Genomic DNA, 17,666 nt, shown 5'->3' with positions numbered 1-17,666 from the left:
GAAATAGTAAGGGGGGGATATCATTGTCACGTACGACGAGAAAAGCATTGTTCTACGGATTGCTGCTCGTAGCGGGCATAACCTTTGGCATGCAGCTGGCGGAGACGGGGACGAACCGCATATACAGTCCTGTCTCTGCCGTAAGCGGCCGGCAGTATGACCAAGTTGATGTAAAAACCGGGCGGGTTCAGGCTGACCGGGAAGCACTTTGGGAGAGGCGCCCCCAGGACAATGAGCCATCAAGGGCGGATGCTCCCCTCCCTGAAATACCGGAGCGTCTGCAAACTCCGGACAGCCTGCTGCTGCCCGCGCCCGAGCAAGCGCCGGTAGACCGCTTCGCCGATAAGGCAGCGAACTTGCTGCAGCAGGTTTCACAGCGAAGCATTTACTGGGTAGCCTCATTGTTTAATTCCGGCGATTAAATCATGAATATATCGGACACACACCAATGCATGGGCAGGGATAAATTTGTTATAATGAAGTTATATTTGTTATTGAATTATATAACAAAGCGATTTCACTATAAGGGTGTATGTCCGGAGGTAGTATCCATTGAAGAAGGTAACGATGCAGCAAATCGCCGATCATCTCGGCGTATCCAAGTTTGTCGTCTCCAAAGCTTTGTCCGGCAAGGGAGGCGTTAACGAAATGACGAAGGAGCGGGTGATTCAGGCCGCGTCGCAGCTCGGTTATTTCAATCAAAAGAACGGCTATGTTAAGAACGTTAGGCCGGCCATGGGAACGGCGGTCATTCCCCCGGGGAAGCAATCGGTACTCGTGCTGATGCCGAATATCCGCTCGCAGAACAAGGAATCCCTGTATTGGGGCAAAGTATTGGAGGGGATTTCGGACGAGCTTGAGGAACAGAACCTTGGCATGATCATCGTTTCCGAGCCGAGAACGGAAGTAATGATGAATATCATCAACCCTGAAGGCATTCTCGGGATGATTGGCGTAGGCCAAATCGCCACGAGCCTGCTGCTGGAAGTCCATCGCACCGGCTTGCCGATGGTGCTTGTCGACCATGAGGATAATTTGATTCCCGCGGATTCAATTTTTGCGAACAACGTCGATGGGACCTACCGGATGGCGAACCATTTGATTGGGCTTGGCCATCGGCAGCTGCATTTTCTCGGCAATTTGAATTTCTCCAGAAGCTTTCGCGACAGATGGATCGGTTTCCGCAGCGCTTTGGAGGAGAATGGTCTTGATGTGCAGACGCATAACGACCCGATGCTATTTTTGGACAGCGTGGAGACCGGCGGATTCGGCCCGGGGTTGAAGGAATGGCTGCAGGCCAGAAAGCAGTCCAAGCCGGCGGCTTTGCCAACCGCATTGGTGTGTGCGAACGACTCGATTGCGCTGCATACCATTGGCATCCTGAGGGAGCTGGACATTCGCGTGCCGGAGGATATTACCGTTACGGGCTTTGACAATATTGACGATGCCGCCCGCTTTGAGCCTGCGATTACGACGGTGAGTGTTCCGAAGGAGCAGCTTGGCAGACGCGCGGTCACGAAGCTGCTGGACCGGCTGGCCGATTCGAACAGGGCGGTGGAGAAGTGGCTTATTTCGGTAGAGCTGCTGTACCGGCAATCAGCCTCGAAGCCAGGAGCAGCAGCGCATGCATCCATTTGAACAGTAAGTTAGAGCCTGCAAGGACTCGGGCAAAATAAGAGAAACCTCGCCGCAGGGCGAGGTTTCTGCTGTTAATTATGATGATAGAATTTATACGTTTTCAGCCATGAAACGAATATTGCGATCGATAAGCCCGATTCTTTGTTTGACGCATGCATAAGAACGAAGCGGGTCTTCCGGCGTATGAAGCGCGTAATCGACCAATTGCCCGACCGTGGTCGTAGCCACATGGATGCGTGTATCGGAGGAGGCATAGTAAATATACACTTCCCCGTTCTCACGGGCGATTACTCCGTTGCAAAATACAACATTGGAGACGTCGCCGACCCGCTCTTCGCCATCCGGGGCAATCAGGTGTCCGCCTGGGCTGTGCGTGATGCGGTACGGCTGTTGCAAATCGGTAACGAATGCGTACAGCACATATCTTAGTCCCGCTGCTGTATTTCGCACCCCGTGCGCAATATGGAGCCACCCGGCATCCGTGCGGATCGGGGCGGGTCCCTGGCCGTTCTTCACTTCTTTAATGGTATGATACTGCCGTTCATCGACGATAATCTCCTCATCGATGACAGCCTGCTCGATCGATGCAGACAGTCCCCAGCCGATTCCGCCGCCGGAGCCGGCGTCGATGAATCCATCCTGCGGGCGGGTATAGAAGGCATATTTGCCGTCGATGAACTCGGGATGCAGCACTACGTTCCGCTGCTGCGGCGATTTCGTCTTTAAATCCGCCAGACGCTCCCAGGTCACGAGGTCTTTCGTGCGGGCAATGCCGCATTGGGCGATCGCGCTGGACAAATCTCCTTTGGGCGCATTCGGGTCTTTACGCTCCGTGCAGAACAGGCCGTATATCCAGCCGTCCTCGTGCTTCACGAGACGCATGTCATAGACGTTGACATCGGGATCTCCGGTTTCCGGGAGGACGACTGGATGATCCCAGAACCGGAAGCCCTCAATGCCGCTTTCGCTCTCGGCGACGGCGAAAAAGGATTTGCGGTCGACTCCCTCTACCCGGGCGACCAGATAAAATATGCCGTTAAGCTCGATGGCTCCCGGGTTAAAAACGCCGTTAACGCCAAGCCTTTCCGCGAAAAACGGGTTCGTTTCCGGGTTGAAATCATATTTCCAAATCAAGGGCGCATGCTCGGCAGTAAGCACCGGATAGCGATAGCGGTCATAAATGCCGTTGCCGAACGGAAGTTTCTCGTTGGGACGGGCGATCAGAGATTCATACTTCTTAGTTAATGCTGCTTTTCTTTCCGCAAATTGAATGTTCATACGAATTGCCTCCATTTTCAAATTAGTGCATCCAAACGGGAGATCATTTCCAGGCAAGCTCTTCCGTTATGATAAGGACATTTCCAGGCGCTCACTTTGGGCTCCGTCTTAATGGGAGTGCCATCCTGGTGTACGGCCCAGTGCCACTCGCCATGCACGGGGTCGGAGATGAATCGGCGAATGAATTGCCAGGAATCTTGGGCTGCCGCCATGAATTTCTTGTCTCCGGTAAGCTGGCAGGCATTATAGAAGCCGACCATGGCTTCCGCCTGCGGCCACCAATCCTTGTTGGTATCCGTCAGCCCTTGCTCATCGGCTTCATTCCATAGTCCGCCGTCTTGATCTACGCCTTCGGCAAGCGTCGCCTCGGCCATGGCGATGGCCGTTTGCTTGACTCGCTCCAGCAGGGCGCGGTCATGTTCCAGCACTTCTGCCGCTTCCACGAGCAGCCAGCTGCCTTCGATATCATGGCCGTAGGAAATATGCGTGCTTTTTACATTCCACTCTTCGTCGAAGAACAGGTGAAAATGCGCATTTTCCGCATTGACGATGTGATCCAGCGTGACGTGGATCAGCTCCTTGAGCTTCTGTGCCAGTGTTTCCGATTGCCATACCCGGTACAGATTGGTGTAGGCCTCGAGCACGTGCAGATGGGTGTTCATCGACTTTTTCTCGTTCAGATCCTTGTTGCTTAAGGTCAGATCATCGGTAACCTGCCAATCGCGGGCGAGAGCCTCGATATAGCCTTGATGGATGGAATCGTAGCTGTGCTTTTCCAGCAGTTCAAACAGCCGAATGGCCTGCTGCACTGGCTCGGGACGCCCTGAGGCCAGATGGTATTCCGACAGCGCGTAAATGACGAAGGCTTGGCCGTATACCTGTTTTTTGTCTTGAATCGGCTGGCCGGTGTAATCGACCATCCAGTACAGCCCCCCGAATTCATGGTCCATGAATTTGTCCTGCAGATAGCTGTACGCTCTGTCGGCGATGCGCAAGTATCCGGCATCCGGATAAACGCGATGGGCTGCCGAGAATGTCCAGAGGATGCGTGCATTCAGGACAAGGCTTTTTGCAGCCTGAGGGCGGATTGCTCCGGCATGATCCATTTCCCCAATGAATCCGCCATGATCCACATCTACAGTACGCTCCATCCAAAAGCGCAAAATGTTATTGTTCAGCTCGTCTTCGATTTCCGCCAGCCAGGCGGCTGCATTTACTTGCTTGTTCAATGCTTATTCCCCATTTCTTGTCTTGGAAGTGTAATAATCGAAAATAACCGATTCGGCTTTTTTGCCATAAATGCAATAACCGTCATCCGCCGCCGCCTCATCAAGCGAATAGAGCTTTGCTGGCCAATCCCACAGCATGAAGCCTCCGATCCACTCCCGACTGTCGCAAGCGCTGAACATTGCCTTATAGAATTTAACCTGCTCATCCTGATCTGCTGTACCGGCAAGCGTCCAGTCGTTAGGGATGGCGGCGGAGCCGCTGCGGCTCGGGCAGCCGGCTTCCATGAAGAAGAATGGTTTGCCGTATGCCTGAACAACCTTCTCGATGCGATTCAGCTGATTCTCCCAATCATTTGCCGGATAGTAGCCGCTGGAAGAGATGATATCCAGCGCATCCCACCAACCGACGTTATCCTCTTGATATTTATCGCAATTATAGGTAATCAGTCCGGTGTATACTTTACGGACTTCGGCAATCAACTGCCGCCATTCGGCCTCCCGGCGATCCGTTTGCACCATTTCGCAGCCGATGCATAGCATTTCGCAGCCCGTATCCTCGGCAATCTTGGCAAAGTGAAGGATGTAGGCGCTGTAAGAGCGGAACCAGTCCGACCATTTGGGCTCGCAAGGAACATCTTTATCAAAAAAATTGATATGCGCCCGCCAGGTGCCGTCCGCGCAGTTCACGATCGGCTTCAGGCATACGTTCAATCCTAAGCTTTTTGCTTCCCTGACGGCCCATTCTACTTCCTCATCCGTCACCGTTGGGGCGTCCCAATAAGGAATTTCGGTAGAATGAGCGGTAGCCTGGATGGCCGAGAAGGCAATGGCCGTCCAGTTTGCACCGGTTGCGGCAGTCATCTGTTCCATAGAATACTTGGCTTCATCATTTGCCCATGTTCCGCGAACGCCCATGAATCCCCAGGTCATTCCGGCAATGTAATCCGGCTTGTTCATCGTATCAGCCTCTCTTTGTTAGTAAGTGGTAGAACGTGCAAATCCATCGATTTGAAAAGATAATAAAGCCTTTTGTTATATTTGTTATTATAATTTTTATTATGTTATATAACTAGTTTATAGATGTTTTCGTCAAATAAATCAACCACAAATTGTGGCAAAAATAAAAAATCCGCCCCCGGGGCGGATTTGTTCAGCGTCAAGTGCTGGTAATCTCTCTGGCTTCGGCATCTATTTGTCTGGCCGATTGCCGGTATATAATATTGCCCTGCACCATAACGCGTCCGAACTTGCGGTGCGGGTTCTCGATTTTATCCATGATGAATTTCACGGCCGATTTGGCCATTTGCTCGATGTCGACCTCGACTGTTGTAAGCTGGGGCGAGGTTAAAGTGGCGTAAATGTCGTTATCGAAGCCGACGACGGAGCAGTCCTCAGGGATGCTGTAACCGTTCAGCTTCAGCTTGTCTACCAGCAGATAAGCGATTTGGTCGCAATTGCAGACGAAGGCGGTCGGCAGCGGGTCCGGAAGCGCAATGTCGATGAATTTCCCTTTATCGTCCCGGTCGCTCAATATCAAGGAGTGATCCAGCTGCATCCCGTGCTCCAGCAAGGATTTATAGTAGCCGAGATACCGGTCCTGGATGCTGCTCGTTGAATAAATATTCCCGACATAGGCGATTCTGCGGTGACCGTTGCGGATCAAATAATTCGTCATCTCATAAGCCCCGTAGAAGTTGTCGGTAACAATGGAATCGATATCGGCATGCTCGTCATAGAAATCAAGAAATATTTTCGGCAGATCCATGTTTTGGACCGTCTCGATATATTTTTTACTGATTTGGCCAAGGACGATGATGCCGTCGACCTTATTTTCGCTATAGACCCGGGGGAAATTCAGCAGCTCCTCATCCTCGTTGCTCAGAATATTTAGAATGCCAAAATACCCGTATTGATCCAGAAGCAGCGAAATTTGCTGATATACGCGCAAATAGAACGAGTGGGACATCCCGGTGAACCGCTCGGGAATAAGCACGCCGATATTTTTCGATAAACCGTCTTTAATGGATTTGGCCGCAGAGTTGTAACGGTAGCCCATTTCCCCGGCCAAAGCTTTGATCTTCTGCTTAAGCTCCTCGCTAACGCCTTCTTTATCGTTAAGTGCTTTGGATACCGTCACACTGCTGACACCGAGCTTATTCGCGATATCCCGCATTGTAATGTTGCTCTTCATGAAAATCACCTGCTTTCGCGTCATACTAAAACCATAACTTTAATGCAACAGCCTACAGGTAGTATACATTTATATTTTTTAAAGATAAAGAAAAGTTTAAATAGAGTTGTAAAGTTAGCTAATCGATAACTTAATATTTTAATTTTATGCTAAAGTATGAAGGGTTTCAGTATATCCGCAAAAGATTTTCTGGAAAAAAAGACAAAGGGACAAAAAGCTTTGCTGTATCAGCGAATATATGTGACTTAAGCGCTATAGAAGCAAAAAAAGCGAAATTAAATGATTGACGGGAAAGCGCATTCAGTATACCATCTGAATTGTAAGTTATCGATAACCTAATTTTATAGAGGGGGTTGCAAGTGTGAGGAAGAGCAAATTGGTATTGGGGTTAATGGCTTTAATGCTCGTGCTTGGCATGCTGGCTGGCTGTAGCGGCAATGGCGGTGACGGGGGAGCCGGCAGCGGGGCGAACGGTGACGGCGGCTCGGCAGATGGAGGAGGCGCTGTTAAAGGCGAAATTACCGTAATCACGCAAAGAACAGATATTGTGGATACGGTTTTCAAGCAGTATGCTGCAGAATTCAACAAGGAATATCCCGATGTCAAGGTGAATTTCCAGGCTCTGTCCGATTATGAAGGGCAAATCACGGTGCGGATGAGCTCCGATGATTACGGGGATGTTCTTCTGCTGCCGACGAGCATTCCACTCGAGGATACGCCGCAGTTTTTTGAACCGCTTGGCGATTTGGAGGAAATGAGCAAGCAATACATCGGTCTTGAAGAAAGAGCGGTTGACGGCAAAGCGTACGGCATTCCGATTGCCGTTAACTTTTCCGGCGTCCTATATAACAAGAAGGTATTTGCAGAAGCTGGCGTGACGACGGCGCCACGAACTCCGGATGAGTTCATGGCTGCTTTGAAAGCGATTAAAGAGAAGGGCGACGCGATCCCGCTGTATACGAACTACGCCGACGGCTGGCCGCTAACCCAATGGGAAGCCGTGCTTACGACCGTGGCGGGCGATGTGGACTACGTCAACGTAACTCAGCCGAACACGGATGATAACTTTGTGCCGGGACAGCCTCACTATGAGCTGTACAAAGTGATGTATGACGCGGGGGCGCAGGGCTTAATCGAGAAGGATCCGACGACGACGAACTGGGAAGCGTCCAAGTCCGATCTGGCTAACGGCAAAATCGGAGCGATGGTGCTTGGTTCATGGGCGATCGGACAAGTACAGGAGCTGGCGGCCAATCCGGACGATATTGCCTACATGCCGTTCCCGACGAATGCCAAAGAAGTCATTATGCCGCTTGCGGATGACTATACATTGGGGATCAGCAAACATAGCAAGAACAAGGAAGCGGCTAGAGCTTGGGTGGACTGGTTTATTACTAAATCGGGTTATCCAACTGTAGAGGGCGGCGGCATGAGCCCTGTCGTCGGTGCGCCGCTGCCAGAAACGCTAAAGCAATTCGAAGGCACGGACATCAAATTTGAATTGCAGACTCCGGCACAGCCGGGTCAGGAGGGCTGGGTCGACAAGATCGATAAGGACGCCGAGATCGGCCTCTGGCAGCCTGACTTCAAGAAACGGATTGTGGAAGCCGCCATTGGCAACCGCAAGGAATCTTATGATGACATCATGAAGGAGCTTAACGATGCATGGGTGAAATCCCGGGCAAAAGTAACGAAGTAAACGATCCGGACATCTTGCGGGTTGGAACCATTCGAAGAAAAACGCCTCTGCGCGTTTTTCTTCTCTATACCATATCAAGACAGAGACAAGGCCTGGAGGTGTGAGTGGTGTTTGCAAACCTAAGCTACAAGACGCAAAGACGAATCATAATTATCGCTTTCTCGCTGATTCCGGTCGTCTTATTATTCACGTTTGCCTATCTCCCTGTATTCAACATGTTCAAATACAGCTTTACGAACTGGAACGGTTATAGTAAAAGCTTCGATTACGTCGGATTTGAAAATTATCAAACGATTTTTACAAACCCAAAGTATTTTTCCGTGTTCAAGGTCAGTCTCTACTACTTCGGAGCGACTTTCGTGCAGATGGGATTGGCTTTGTACTTTGCTACCATTCTTAGTTTCAATGTCCGCTTCAAAAATTTCTTTAAAGGGGTGCTGTTTTTCCCTTATCTGCTCAATGGGGTCGCCATCGGATTTATTTTTCTCGTCTTCTTTCGGCCGGACGGTACCTTGGATACGCTGCTTCAGGTTATCGGGCTTGGGCATTTGTCGCAGGGTTGGCTTTTGAATCCGAACATCATTAATATTTCGCTTGCAGGCGCATCCTTGTGGAGGTACATGGGCTTCAACTTCATTATTTTCCTTGGAGCGATTTCTTCCATCGGCAAGGACATTTATGAGGCTGCTGACATTGACGGCGCAAATCGCTGGCATCAATTCAGGCATATCATTCTGCCCAGCATCAAGCGGATTTTGCAGCTCAACTTAATTTTGGCTATTAGCGGCGCGATCAGCGCCTTCGATATTCCATATATTATGACCGGGGGCTCCAACGGAAGTAATACCTTTGTTATTCAAACGGTTGACGTTGCATTTAAATACAGCAAGCTAGGCCTTGCTTCGGCCATGGCTGTCGTGCTGCTTATCATCGTCATTCTCGTGACGCTGCTTCAGCGGGTTCTGATTAAGGGGGATGATTGATCGTGTACAGACTCAAATATGCGGCAGGCAGTACGTTCAAATATATTACGCTCATTCTAGGCGCCTTCGCGGCCCTCATTCCGATCATTGTCGTATTTTTCTCATCCTTGAAAACAAATGCCGAATACGGGGCGACCAGTCCGCTGGATCCGCCGCAAAACTGGATGAACTTCTCGAATTATACGAAAGCTTTCGTCGATGGGAAAATGCTGCTCGGCTTTGGCAATACGCTTTTTATTCTCGCCATTTCCATTATAGGAGCCACGCTGATTGGATCGATGATCGCTTATGTGCTTAGCCGCTTTAAATTCCGGGGCAGCAAGCTGCTTATGGGGGCCTTCCTCTTGGCAACGCTGATTCCCAGCGTTACGACACAGGTGGCTACGTTCCGGATTATCGATACGCTTGACCTGGTCAATACCCGCTTTGCGCCGATTATTCTCTATTTGGGAACGGATATTATCGCGGTTTATATTTTTCTGCAATTTCTGGACACGATCTCGGAATCTCTGGATGAATCGGCGATGCTGGACGGGGCCTCCTATATTACGATTTTTTTCAAAATCGTGCTTCCGCTGCTTGCTCCGGCGATCGTGACGGTCATCATTGTCAAGGGCGTTAACATTTACAATGATTTCTATACGCCGTTTCTCTACATGCCGGGCGAGAATCTGCAAGTGATATCGACCGCCTTGTTCAAATTCAAGGGGCCATACGGTTCGCAGTGGGAAGTCATCTGCGCGGCGATCATGATTACGATCATTCCTATTCTGGTCGCGTTTATCGCGCTGCAGAAATATATTTATAACGGCTTTGCGCAGGGTTCCGTGAAATAATTCATAGATGAATGCATTGGAAGGAGACATACCACATGACAGAAGTGCGTATTATTGGAGACAAACTAACAAACATGCCTTGGCAGGAAAAACCGGCAGGTACAGCAGGCCCGGTGTGGAGACATAGCAATAACCCGGTAATTCAGCGAAATCCGGCCAAGGGGATCGCCCGTATTTTTAACAGCGCGGTGGTTCCTTTCGAAGGGCGGTTCGCCGGAGTATTTCGTGCGGAAACGATTAACGGGCGCCCGCATCTTCATCTCGGATGGAGCGACGATGCGCTGAACTGGTCGATCGAAGAAGAGCGGATTGCTTTCGTCGACGAGGCAGGCAAGCCGTTTCAGCCGAACTATGCCTATGATCCGCGGGTCATCAAGGTAGACGGGACATACTATATTATTTGGTGTACTGATTTTTATGGAGCTGCCATTGGTGCCGCAAAGACGCAGGATTTCAAAACGTTCGTGCGCCTGGAGAATCCGTTTCTGCCATTCAATCGCAACGGAGTGCTCTTCCCGCGCAAAATCAACGGCAACTATGTGATGCTGTCCCGCCCTAGCGATAGCGGGCATACACCATTTGGCGACGTATTCCTTAGTGAAAGCCCTGATTTTGTCTATTGGGGCAAGCATCGCCATGTCATGTCCAAGGGCGGGCAAGGCTGGTGGCAATCGGTGAAAATCGGCGGCGGACCGGCCCCGATCGAGACGACGGAAGGCTGGCTTATGTTCTATCACGGTGTTACCGGCACGTGCAACGGGCTCGTATACAGCATGGGCGCCGTCATTCTGGACCGGGATGAGCCTTCCAAAGTGAAGTATCGCTCGGCGAATTATGTGCTGACGCCGGAAGAGTGGTACGAGGAACGGGGTTTTGTCAACAATGTTGTGTTCCCGTGCGCCACTCTGCATGATGCCGAAGCGGGCAGGATTGCCATTTATTACGGAGCAGCGGATACTTACGTAGGCGTGGCCTATACGACGGTACAGGAAATTGTAGAGTACGTAAAGGAGACGAGCGAGGAAGTGGCCGACGATGCCGGAATCGGCATGATGTAGCTTGAGATTTGCGATAACCATATCAGGCAGAGGGCGGAATCCTTCATCATGAAGAGGCGGCTTTCGTCCTCTTATTTGAGGAGGCGTAACGGGATGGGCAGCGACATGGCGTTAGCGGAGTTAAAGCAATATGAAGGAAGCAGCCCGCGGCCGGCTGATTTTGATGCGTATTGGGCGAGGGCGCTACAGGAGCTGGAAGGGCAATCACTGGATTATGAGCTGGTTCCGGCTGAATTTAGCAGCCCATTAGCGGATTGCTATCACTTATATTTTACCGGGACAGGCGGAGCGCGAATCCATGCGAAATACGTGAAACCGAAGAAACTGGAGGATCAAGGCCCAGCTATGGCGATGTTCCATGGCTACTCCTGTGATAGCGGGGACTGGGCAGATAAGGTGAATTATGCGGCTCACGGCATTACGGTGCTGGCGCTGGACTGCCGCGGTCAAGGCGGCTTGTCCGAGGATAATTTGACGGTACAGGGGACGACGATTCGCGGCCATATTATCCGGGGAATCGATGACCCGAATCCGGATAAGCTGTATTTCCGGAACGTCTTTCTCGATACGGTGCAGACGGTGAGGATTCTGATGAGTATGGAGCATGTTGACCCAGAGCGGATTGGTGTGCACGGCCTCTCGCAGGGAGGCGCCCTAGCAACAGCTTGCGCTGCACTGGAGTCAAGGGTTAAGTTGGCTGTGCCCGTATATCCGTTCTTGTGCGATTACCGCAGAGCCTTTGAACTGAATGTTACGACTTCGGCTTATGAAGAAATTCATTATTATTTTCGGTTCTTCGATCCTCACCATTTGCGGGAGGAAAAGTTTTTCACGAAGCTAGGTTATATTGACATTCAACATCTGGCCAGCCGGATTAAGGCCAAGGTGCTGTTCGTAACCGGACTTGCCGACACGATCTGTCCGCCGTCCACGCAATTTGCGGTCTATAACAAAATTTGCGCGGAAAAAGAGCTGCTGGTCTACCACGAGTATGGGCACGAGTACTTGCCATATTTGAGCGACCGTACTTTGCAAGCGTTCCTGAAACTGTAAACGTTAAAGTTAAGCAGTTGCTTCTATATAATATAGAAGAAATTATCCCGATTGGGAGGTTGGAGAACAACCTCGGTCGGGATTTTATTTTTCTGACGCCAAGGCCGACATTGCTGATGCTTTCCATACCTGATATAATAAATTGATTATACTTCTAAGGATTTGTGGTGGGGGTAACAATGACAGATATTAGAGCAAGGCAGCAAAAAATTCGGAATTTCTGTATTATTGCACATATCGACCATGGCAAATCAACGTTGGCTGACCGCATTTTAGAATACACCGGGGCGTTAACCTCGCGGGAAATGCAGCAGCAGGTGCTTGATACGATGGAGCTGGAGAGAGAACGCGGAATTACGATTAAGCTACAGGCAGTCCGACTCTCATACCGTGCGGATGACGGTGAAGAATATGTGCTTAATTTGATCGATACGCCAGGACACGTCGACTTCACTTATGAGGTATCCAGAAGCCTGGCAGCTTGTGAAGGAGCGCTTCTGGTCGTCGATGCCGCGCAAGGGATCGAAGCTCAAACGCTGGCTAATGTCTACTTGGCATTGGATAACAATCTTGAGATTTTGCCGGTCATTAACAAGATCGATCTGCCGAGTGCAGATCCAGATCGCGTGAAGCAGGAGATTGAAGATGTCATCGGTCTGGACGCCAGCGAGGCCGTCCATGCTTCGGCCAAAGCCGGAATTGGCATCAGGGAAATTATTGAGCAGGTCGTGCAGAAGGTACCTGCGCCGACGGGAGATCCCGACGAACCGCTGAAGGCGCTGATTTTCGACTCGCATTACGACCCGTACAAAGGGGTTATCGTGTATGTCCGCGTTATTAACGGGCATATCAAAGCGGGCTCGAAGATTAAAATGATGGCGACTGGCAAGACATTTGAGGTCATTGAGGTCGGCGCCTTCATGCCGCGGATGACGATAGTAGACGAGTTGAATGTCGGTGATGTAGGATTTATCGTCGCCGGCATCAAGACGGTGGGCGACACACAGGTCGGGGATACGATTACGGATGCGAAGAATCCGACGGCAGAGCCTCTCCCGGGTTACCGCAAGATCAATCCGATGGTATTCTGCGGCCTGTATCCGATCGACACGTCCGATTACAACGACTTGCGTGAAGCACTGGAGAAGCTGCAGTTGAACGATGCTTCACTCAGCTTTGAGCCGGAGACCTCCAGTGCGCTTGGTTTCGGATTCCGCTGCGGATTCCTCGGCCTGCTGCACATGGACGTCATTCAGGAACGCATCGAGCGGGAGTTCAATATTCCCCTCATTACGACTGCGCCAAGCGTTATATACAAAGTGGCCCTGACGAACGGAGAGACGGTGTCGATCGATAACCCTTCCAACTATCCGGAGGTCGGCAAGATCGATCACGTAGAGGAGCCGTTCGTCAAGGCTTCCATCATCGTACCGAATGATTTCGTGGGCACGGTCATGGAGCTCTGCCAAAGCAAACGCGGGGAATTTATCAATATGGAGTACCTGGATACGACGCGGGTAACGATTACGTACCAGGTTCCATTGTCCGAAATCGTGTACGATTTCTTCGATCAGCTGAAATCCAGCACGAAGGGATACGCTTCCTTTGACTACGAGCTTTCCGGCTACCGTCAATCGAACCTGGTCAAAATGGACATCCTTCTCAACGGGGAGCAGGTGGATGCGTTGTCCTTCATCGTTCACAGAGACCGGGCTTACCACCGTGGCCGCGCCATTTGCGAGAAGCTGCGCGAGCTGATTCCACGCCAAATGTTCGAGGTGCCGATTCAGGCTTCCGTTGGTACGAAGATCGTAGCCAGAGAGACGGTCAAAGCAATGCGCAAAAACGTGCTTGCAAAATGTTACGGTGGGGACATCTCCCGTAAACGCAAATTGCTCGAGAAGCAAAAAGAAGGCAAGAAGCGCATGAAGCAGGTAGGCAACGTGGAGGTGCCGCAGGAGGCGTTTATGGCGGTTCTGAAAATCGACGACAATTAACCGAACCACTTGCCGCATGCATAGGGATAAATAAGGAAAGCCGGAGGGCTTTCCTTTTTCCGTACTACCGTTTGAAACGACCGCCTAATCTGGCGATATATGATATAAGGAGGGGCACCAGCGTGAGCCATCAATTGAAAAGGGAAGGCAGGGAGCCGCAGGGTTCCTCGCTAAGCACGAAAACGGCTCCTCAGGCCGTATATATCCACATTCCGTTTTGCACGAATAAATGCTTCTATTGCGACTTTAACTCCTACGTCCTCAAGGATCAGCCGGTCATGGATTATTTGCGGGCGCTCGACCTTGAGATGGAGCTGACGGTGCAGGAGACACCGCCCGGAGAGATTAAGAGCATATTCGTTGGCGGCGGTACGCCGACTGTACTCAAACCGGATGAAATGGAATTTTTCCTGTCCTCCGTACGACGTCACTTTCCGAATTGGGCAGCGGATATCGAATTTTCCATGGAGGCCAATCCCGGTACGACGGACCGGGAGAAGCTGGCCGTCATGAAAGCGGGGGGCGTCAATCGCGTCAGCTTCGGCGTGCAGGCGTTCCAGAACGAGCTGCTCAGCGGAATCGGGCGAATCCATAACACCGACGACGTATTTCGCAGCTTGGAGAATGCGAGAGCGGCCGGGCTGGACAATCTGTCGATCGATCTGATGTTCGGTCTGCCGAACCAGACGGTCGAAATGCTGGATTACAGTGTATCCCGAGCATTGGAGCTCGGTCTTCCGCATTATTCCATATACAGCCTCAAAGTCGAGGAGAATACGCTTTTCCATACGATGTATCAGAAGAACCAGCTTCCCCTGCCGGCGGAAGAGGACGAATTGAACATGTATCTGCTGCTGATGGAGCGAATGGAGCAAGCCGGATACAAGCAATATGAGATCAGCAACTTTGCCAAACCCGGCTTCGAGAGCCGGCATAATATGACTTACTGGCGTAACGAAGATTACTACGGCCTTGGGGCAGGCGCCCACGGATACGTAAATCGCTGGCGCCATGTCAACATTAAGGGCGTTAACCCATATAATGAAGCAACTCAGCAGGGAAGGCCGATTCTCGAGCGGTTCGAGATATCCCGCGAGGAAGCGATGGAGGATTTCGTCATGGTCGGTCTGCGCGTACTGGAGGGCATTTCGGATGAACGGTTCCGGAGCCAGTTCGGGCTTTCGTTTGATGAAGTGTTCGGGGGGCAGTTCAGCAAATTGCTGGATGCCGGATTGCTGGAAAGAACCGCAGCAGCAGGAGGCTACCGGTTGAGCCGGAAGGGGATCTTGTTTGGCAATGAAGTGTTTGCCGAATTTGTAGGTGCCTTGGACGGAAAATAATATATTGAACTTATATACGCTTTGTTGTATATTTATTCATATTATTGTGCCGGATTCGAGGAGGGATCAGCATGCCTGCTGTAGCTGTATGCAGAAGAGCAAAATTAGAAGACGTAGAGCCTCTATTTCAAATGATTGATGGGTATGCCCAGCGGGGCATCATGCTGCCGCGGTCGAGAGAGGTGCTGAGCAGGCAGATTAATGATTTCGTCGTAACTGAAATTGACGGCAACGTCGTTGGCTGCGGATCCCTCTGCCGATTAGGCGAAGAGCTCGTAGAAATCCGGTCGCTGGGTATAGCAGAAGGATACAAGGGGCGCGGTCTCGGCTCTCTGCTTGTGGAGCAGCTGCTAGAGGAAGCAAAGGGCCTCGGCATACCGAAGGTTATGGCGCTGACTTATGAAGTTTCTTTTTTCTTGAAAAACGGGTTTACCGTCGTAGAGAAGGATATTTTTCCGGAGAAAGTCTGGACGGACTGCATTCATTGCCCGAAGCAGCACGCCTGTGACGAAATAGCAGTACTTAAGATACTGAACTGACTTGACAATCGTCTTGTCGGTTTGGTATTTTTGTATTAGCGATTAGCACTCGATATGAGTGAGTGCTAACGGACGCGGTCAATAGTCTAAATAGGAGGGATTTTCATGTTAACGGAACGCCAAAGAATGATACTGACAGCCATTGTAGATGATTATATTCGTTCGGCGGAGCCGGTGGGATCCCGAAGCATTTCCAAACGAGGCGATGTCGGCTACAGCCCGGCAACGATTCGTAATGAAATGGCAGATTTGGAGGAGCTCGGATTCCTCGAGCAGCCTCATACCTCAGCAGGCCGTATACCATCTAACAAAGGATACCGATATTATGTTGATCATATGATGCCGCTCAATCTGTTAACTTCGGATGAGCTGGGAACGATGAAGTCGTTTTTTGCCGAGAAGCTGAACGCGACCGAGCAGGTCATCCAGCATGCGGGTACGATTTTATCGCATATGACAAACTATACCTCTATTCTGCTTGGGCCGGAAGTATTCCACACCTCACTTCGTCATTTTCAGCTGCTTCCGCTGAACGATACTACAGCGGTCGCCATTATTGTGACAAATACCGGGCAGGTAGAGAACAAGACGGTCTCGATCCCGCCAGGGGTGTCCATATCGGAAATAGAGAAGGTCGTCAACCTGCTCAATCACAGGCTGGCCGGCGTGCCGATCTATAAACTGAAGTCGGCCCTTTACAACGAAATCGGTCAAGAAATGCAGCGGCATATCGACCATTTCGAAGATTTGATCAAGGTGCTGGACGAAGCGCTCGACAGCGACGGAACCGAAGGACAGCGGTTGTTCCTTAGCGGAACGACCAACATGCTGACGCAGCCGGAATTCCGGGATGTCGAGAAGGTAAAGAGCATTCTTGACCTCTTGGAGGAGACGCCGACGTTGCTGAAGATGATGACCGCGGCTTCGAAGGGGTCAGGCATTCAGGTGCGTATCGGTACCGAGAACAAGCATGAAGCATTTGCCAACTGCAGTCTGATTACGGCGACTTACGCCATTGATGGCGGAGCCGTGGGCACGATCGGCATTTTGGGTCCAACCAGAATGGAGTATGCCCGGGTCATGCGGATTTTGGATATGTTATCTAAGGATTTGACAGAATTCCTGTCCCGCTTACATTAATAAGAATGAGCATGATATTTATGTTGCACGGCATGTTAAGGAGGTGAACATCTTGAAGGAGCAGGAACCGATTCAAGACAACATCAATACGAATGTAGAGGAAGAGTTGGAAATGAGCGATAACGTAAATCAAGAACATACAACGGACGAGAACAGCACTGCGGAGGAAACTGTGGCGAACGAGCAGCAGACTTCCGAGGCTAGCTCGGCCGAAGGGAGCAATAAAGAGGCAGAGGCGCTTCGCGCTGAACTGGAAGAGCAGCAGCAGAGGCTGCTGAGAGCTCAGGCGGATTTCGACAACTTCCGCAGGCGTACACAGAAAGAGAAGGAAGAGCTGGGGAAATATGCTTCCGCGAAGCTGATCACCGAGCTGTTGCCGGTTATCGATAATTTCGAGCGGGCAATTGCCAGCGGTGAGCAGGGTACAGATGTCTCTTCCTATGCGAAGGGCGTGGAAATGATTTTCCGTCAGCTCGAAGGCGTGCTGGGCAATGAAGGCTTGAAGGCGATGGAGACCGTTGGCGAGCCGTTCAATCCGGAGTTCCATCAGGCGATCATGCAGGTGGAATCGGATGAGCATGAAGAAGGCATCGTTGTCGAAGAGGTACAGAAAGGGTATATATTGAAGGATAAGGTACTTCGTCCGGCGATGGTCAAGGTCAGCGGTTAGAGGAAGCACACACAT

At 50.9% G+C, this 17,666-nt stretch carries 16 protein-coding genes; 12 read left to right on the top strand and 4 right to left on the bottom strand.

Annotation, left to right across the window (positions count from 1 at the left end; genetic code table 11):
• Positions 1–23: 23 nt before the first annotated feature.
• Positions 24–422, top strand: a complete 399-nt coding sequence (locus QNH46_RS16610) for a hypothetical protein (protein WP_283925249.1) — start codon at positions 24–26, stop codon at positions 420–422.
• Positions 423–552: 130 nt separating this feature from the next.
• Positions 553–1,638 (top strand): LacI family DNA-binding transcriptional regulator, encoded by a 1,086-nt coding sequence (locus QNH46_RS16605; RefSeq protein ID WP_283925248.1) that lies wholly within the window; start codon positions 553–555, stop codon positions 1,636–1,638.
• A 90-nt stretch (positions 1,639–1,728) separates the two neighbouring features.
• Here the strand turns inward: QNH46_RS16605 and QNH46_RS16600 are convergent, their stop codons facing one another.
• The 4 genes from QNH46_RS16600 to QNH46_RS16585 all read right to left on the bottom strand — a co-directional run bounded on the left by QNH46_RS16600 (position 1,729) and on the right by QNH46_RS16585 (position 6,336).
• On the bottom strand, positions 1,729–2,916 hold the full coding sequence (locus QNH46_RS16600; protein WP_283925247.1) for a glycoside hydrolase family 130 protein: 1,188 nt from the start codon (positions 2,914–2,916) through the stop codon (positions 1,729–1,731).
• A gap of 17 nt (positions 2,917–2,933) precedes the next feature.
• Entirely contained in the window at positions 2,934–4,145 is a 1,212-nt protein-coding gene (locus QNH46_RS16595; protein WP_283925246.1) for an AGE family epimerase/isomerase, read from the bottom strand.
• Positions 4,146–4,148: 3 nt separating this feature from the next.
• The gene (locus QNH46_RS16590) at positions 4,149–5,102 is read right to left on the bottom strand and encodes a glycoside hydrolase family 113 (protein ID WP_283925245.1); all 954 of its coding nucleotides are present in this window, start codon (positions 5,100–5,102) and stop codon (positions 4,149–4,151) included.
• 199 nt (positions 5,103–5,301) lie between these two features.
• Positions 5,302–6,336 (bottom strand): substrate-binding domain-containing protein, encoded by a 1,035-nt coding sequence (locus QNH46_RS16585; protein ID WP_283925244.1) that lies wholly within the window; start codon positions 6,334–6,336, stop codon positions 5,302–5,304.
• A 361-nt stretch (positions 6,337–6,697) separates the two neighbouring features.
• Here QNH46_RS16585 and QNH46_RS16580 point away from each other — a divergent pair, with 361 nt between their 5' ends.
• The 10 genes from QNH46_RS16580 to grpE all read left to right on the top strand — a co-directional run bounded on the left by QNH46_RS16580 (position 6,698) and on the right by grpE (position 17,651).
• Positions 6,698–8,035, top strand: a complete 1,338-nt coding sequence (locus QNH46_RS16580; protein ID WP_283925243.1) for an ABC transporter substrate-binding protein — start codon at positions 6,698–6,700, stop codon at positions 8,033–8,035.
• Positions 8,036–8,142: 107 nt separating this feature from the next.
• Positions 8,143–9,018, top strand: a complete 876-nt coding sequence (locus tag QNH46_RS16575; protein WP_283925242.1) for a carbohydrate ABC transporter permease — start codon at positions 8,143–8,145, stop codon at positions 9,016–9,018.
• 2 nt (positions 9,019–9,020) lie between these two features.
• Positions 9,021–9,854 carry a carbohydrate ABC transporter permease gene (locus QNH46_RS16570; protein WP_026342094.1) on the top strand — a complete coding sequence of 278 codons (834 nt, stop codon included), beginning with the start codon at positions 9,021–9,023 and terminating at the stop codon, positions 9,852–9,854.
• Between the two features lie 35 nt (positions 9,855–9,889).
• On the top strand, positions 9,890–10,912 hold the full coding sequence (locus QNH46_RS16565; protein ID WP_283925241.1) for a glycoside hydrolase family 130 protein: 1,023 nt from the start codon (positions 9,890–9,892) through the stop codon (positions 10,910–10,912).
• A gap of 93 nt (positions 10,913–11,005) precedes the next feature.
• Positions 11,006–11,965, top strand: a complete 960-nt coding sequence (locus QNH46_RS16560) for an acetylxylan esterase (protein ID WP_283925240.1) — start codon at positions 11,006–11,008, stop codon at positions 11,963–11,965.
• 179 nt (positions 11,966–12,144) lie between these two features.
• Positions 12,145–13,962, top strand: a complete 1,818-nt coding sequence (gene lepA, locus QNH46_RS16555) for a translation elongation factor 4 (RefSeq protein WP_283925239.1) — start codon at positions 12,145–12,147, stop codon at positions 13,960–13,962.
• Between the two features lie 134 nt (positions 13,963–14,096).
• Positions 14,097–15,302 (top strand): radical SAM family heme chaperone HemW, encoded by a 1,206-nt coding sequence (gene hemW / locus QNH46_RS16550; RefSeq protein ID WP_283928468.1) that lies wholly within the window; start codon positions 14,097–14,099, stop codon positions 15,300–15,302.
• Positions 15,303–15,373: 71 nt separating this feature from the next.
• Positions 15,374–15,841, top strand: a complete 468-nt coding sequence (locus QNH46_RS16545) for an N-acetyltransferase (RefSeq protein ID WP_283925238.1) — start codon at positions 15,374–15,376, stop codon at positions 15,839–15,841.
• A 105-nt stretch (positions 15,842–15,946) separates the two neighbouring features.
• Positions 15,947–16,981, top strand: coding sequence for a heat-inducible transcriptional repressor HrcA (gene hrcA, locus QNH46_RS16540; RefSeq protein WP_213590126.1), 1,035 nt, complete (start codon positions 15,947–15,949; stop codon positions 16,979–16,981).
• A gap of 52 nt (positions 16,982–17,033) precedes the next feature.
• Entirely contained in the window at positions 17,034–17,651 is a 618-nt protein-coding gene (gene grpE, locus QNH46_RS16535; RefSeq protein WP_430691838.1) for a nucleotide exchange factor GrpE, read from the top strand.
• Positions 17,652–17,666: the final 15 nt, after the last annotated feature.

Origin of the sequence: Paenibacillus woosongensis (assembly GCF_030122845.1) — a bacterium.
Classification (GTDB): domain Bacteria; phylum Bacillota; class Bacilli; order Paenibacillales; family Paenibacillaceae; genus Fontibacillus; species Fontibacillus woosongensis_A.
Note: the sequence above shows the minus strand (reverse complement) of the source record. Positions and strands in the feature narration are given on the sequence as shown.

Bases quoted from the DNA above. Each gene is read 5' to 3' on its own strand.
- QNH46_RS16590 (WP_283925245.1), bottom strand. From the start codon at position 5,102: ATGAACAAGCCGGATTACATTGCCGGAATGACCTGGGGATTCATGGGC.
- QNH46_RS16600 (WP_283925247.1), bottom strand. From the start codon at position 2,916: ATGAACATTCAATTTGCGGAAAGAAAAGCAGCATTAACTAAGAAGTAT.
- QNH46_RS16565 (WP_283925241.1), top strand. From the start codon at position 9,890: ATGACAGAAGTGCGTATTATTGGAGACAAACTAACAAACATGCCTTGG.
- QNH46_RS16585 (WP_283925244.1), bottom strand. From the start codon at position 6,336: ATGAAGAGCAACATTACAATGCGGGATATCGCGAATAAGCTCGGTGTC.
- QNH46_RS16545 (WP_283925238.1), top strand. From the start codon at position 15,374: ATGCCTGCTGTAGCTGTATGCAGAAGAGCAAAATTAGAAGACGTAGAG.
- hrcA (WP_213590126.1), top strand. From the start codon at position 15,947: ATGTTAACGGAACGCCAAAGAATGATACTGACAGCCATTGTAGATGAT.
- QNH46_RS16560 (WP_283925240.1), top strand. From the start codon at position 11,006: ATGGGCAGCGACATGGCGTTAGCGGAGTTAAAGCAATATGAAGGAAGC.
- lepA (WP_283925239.1), top strand. From the start codon at position 12,145: ATGACAGATATTAGAGCAAGGCAGCAAAAAATTCGGAATTTCTGTATT.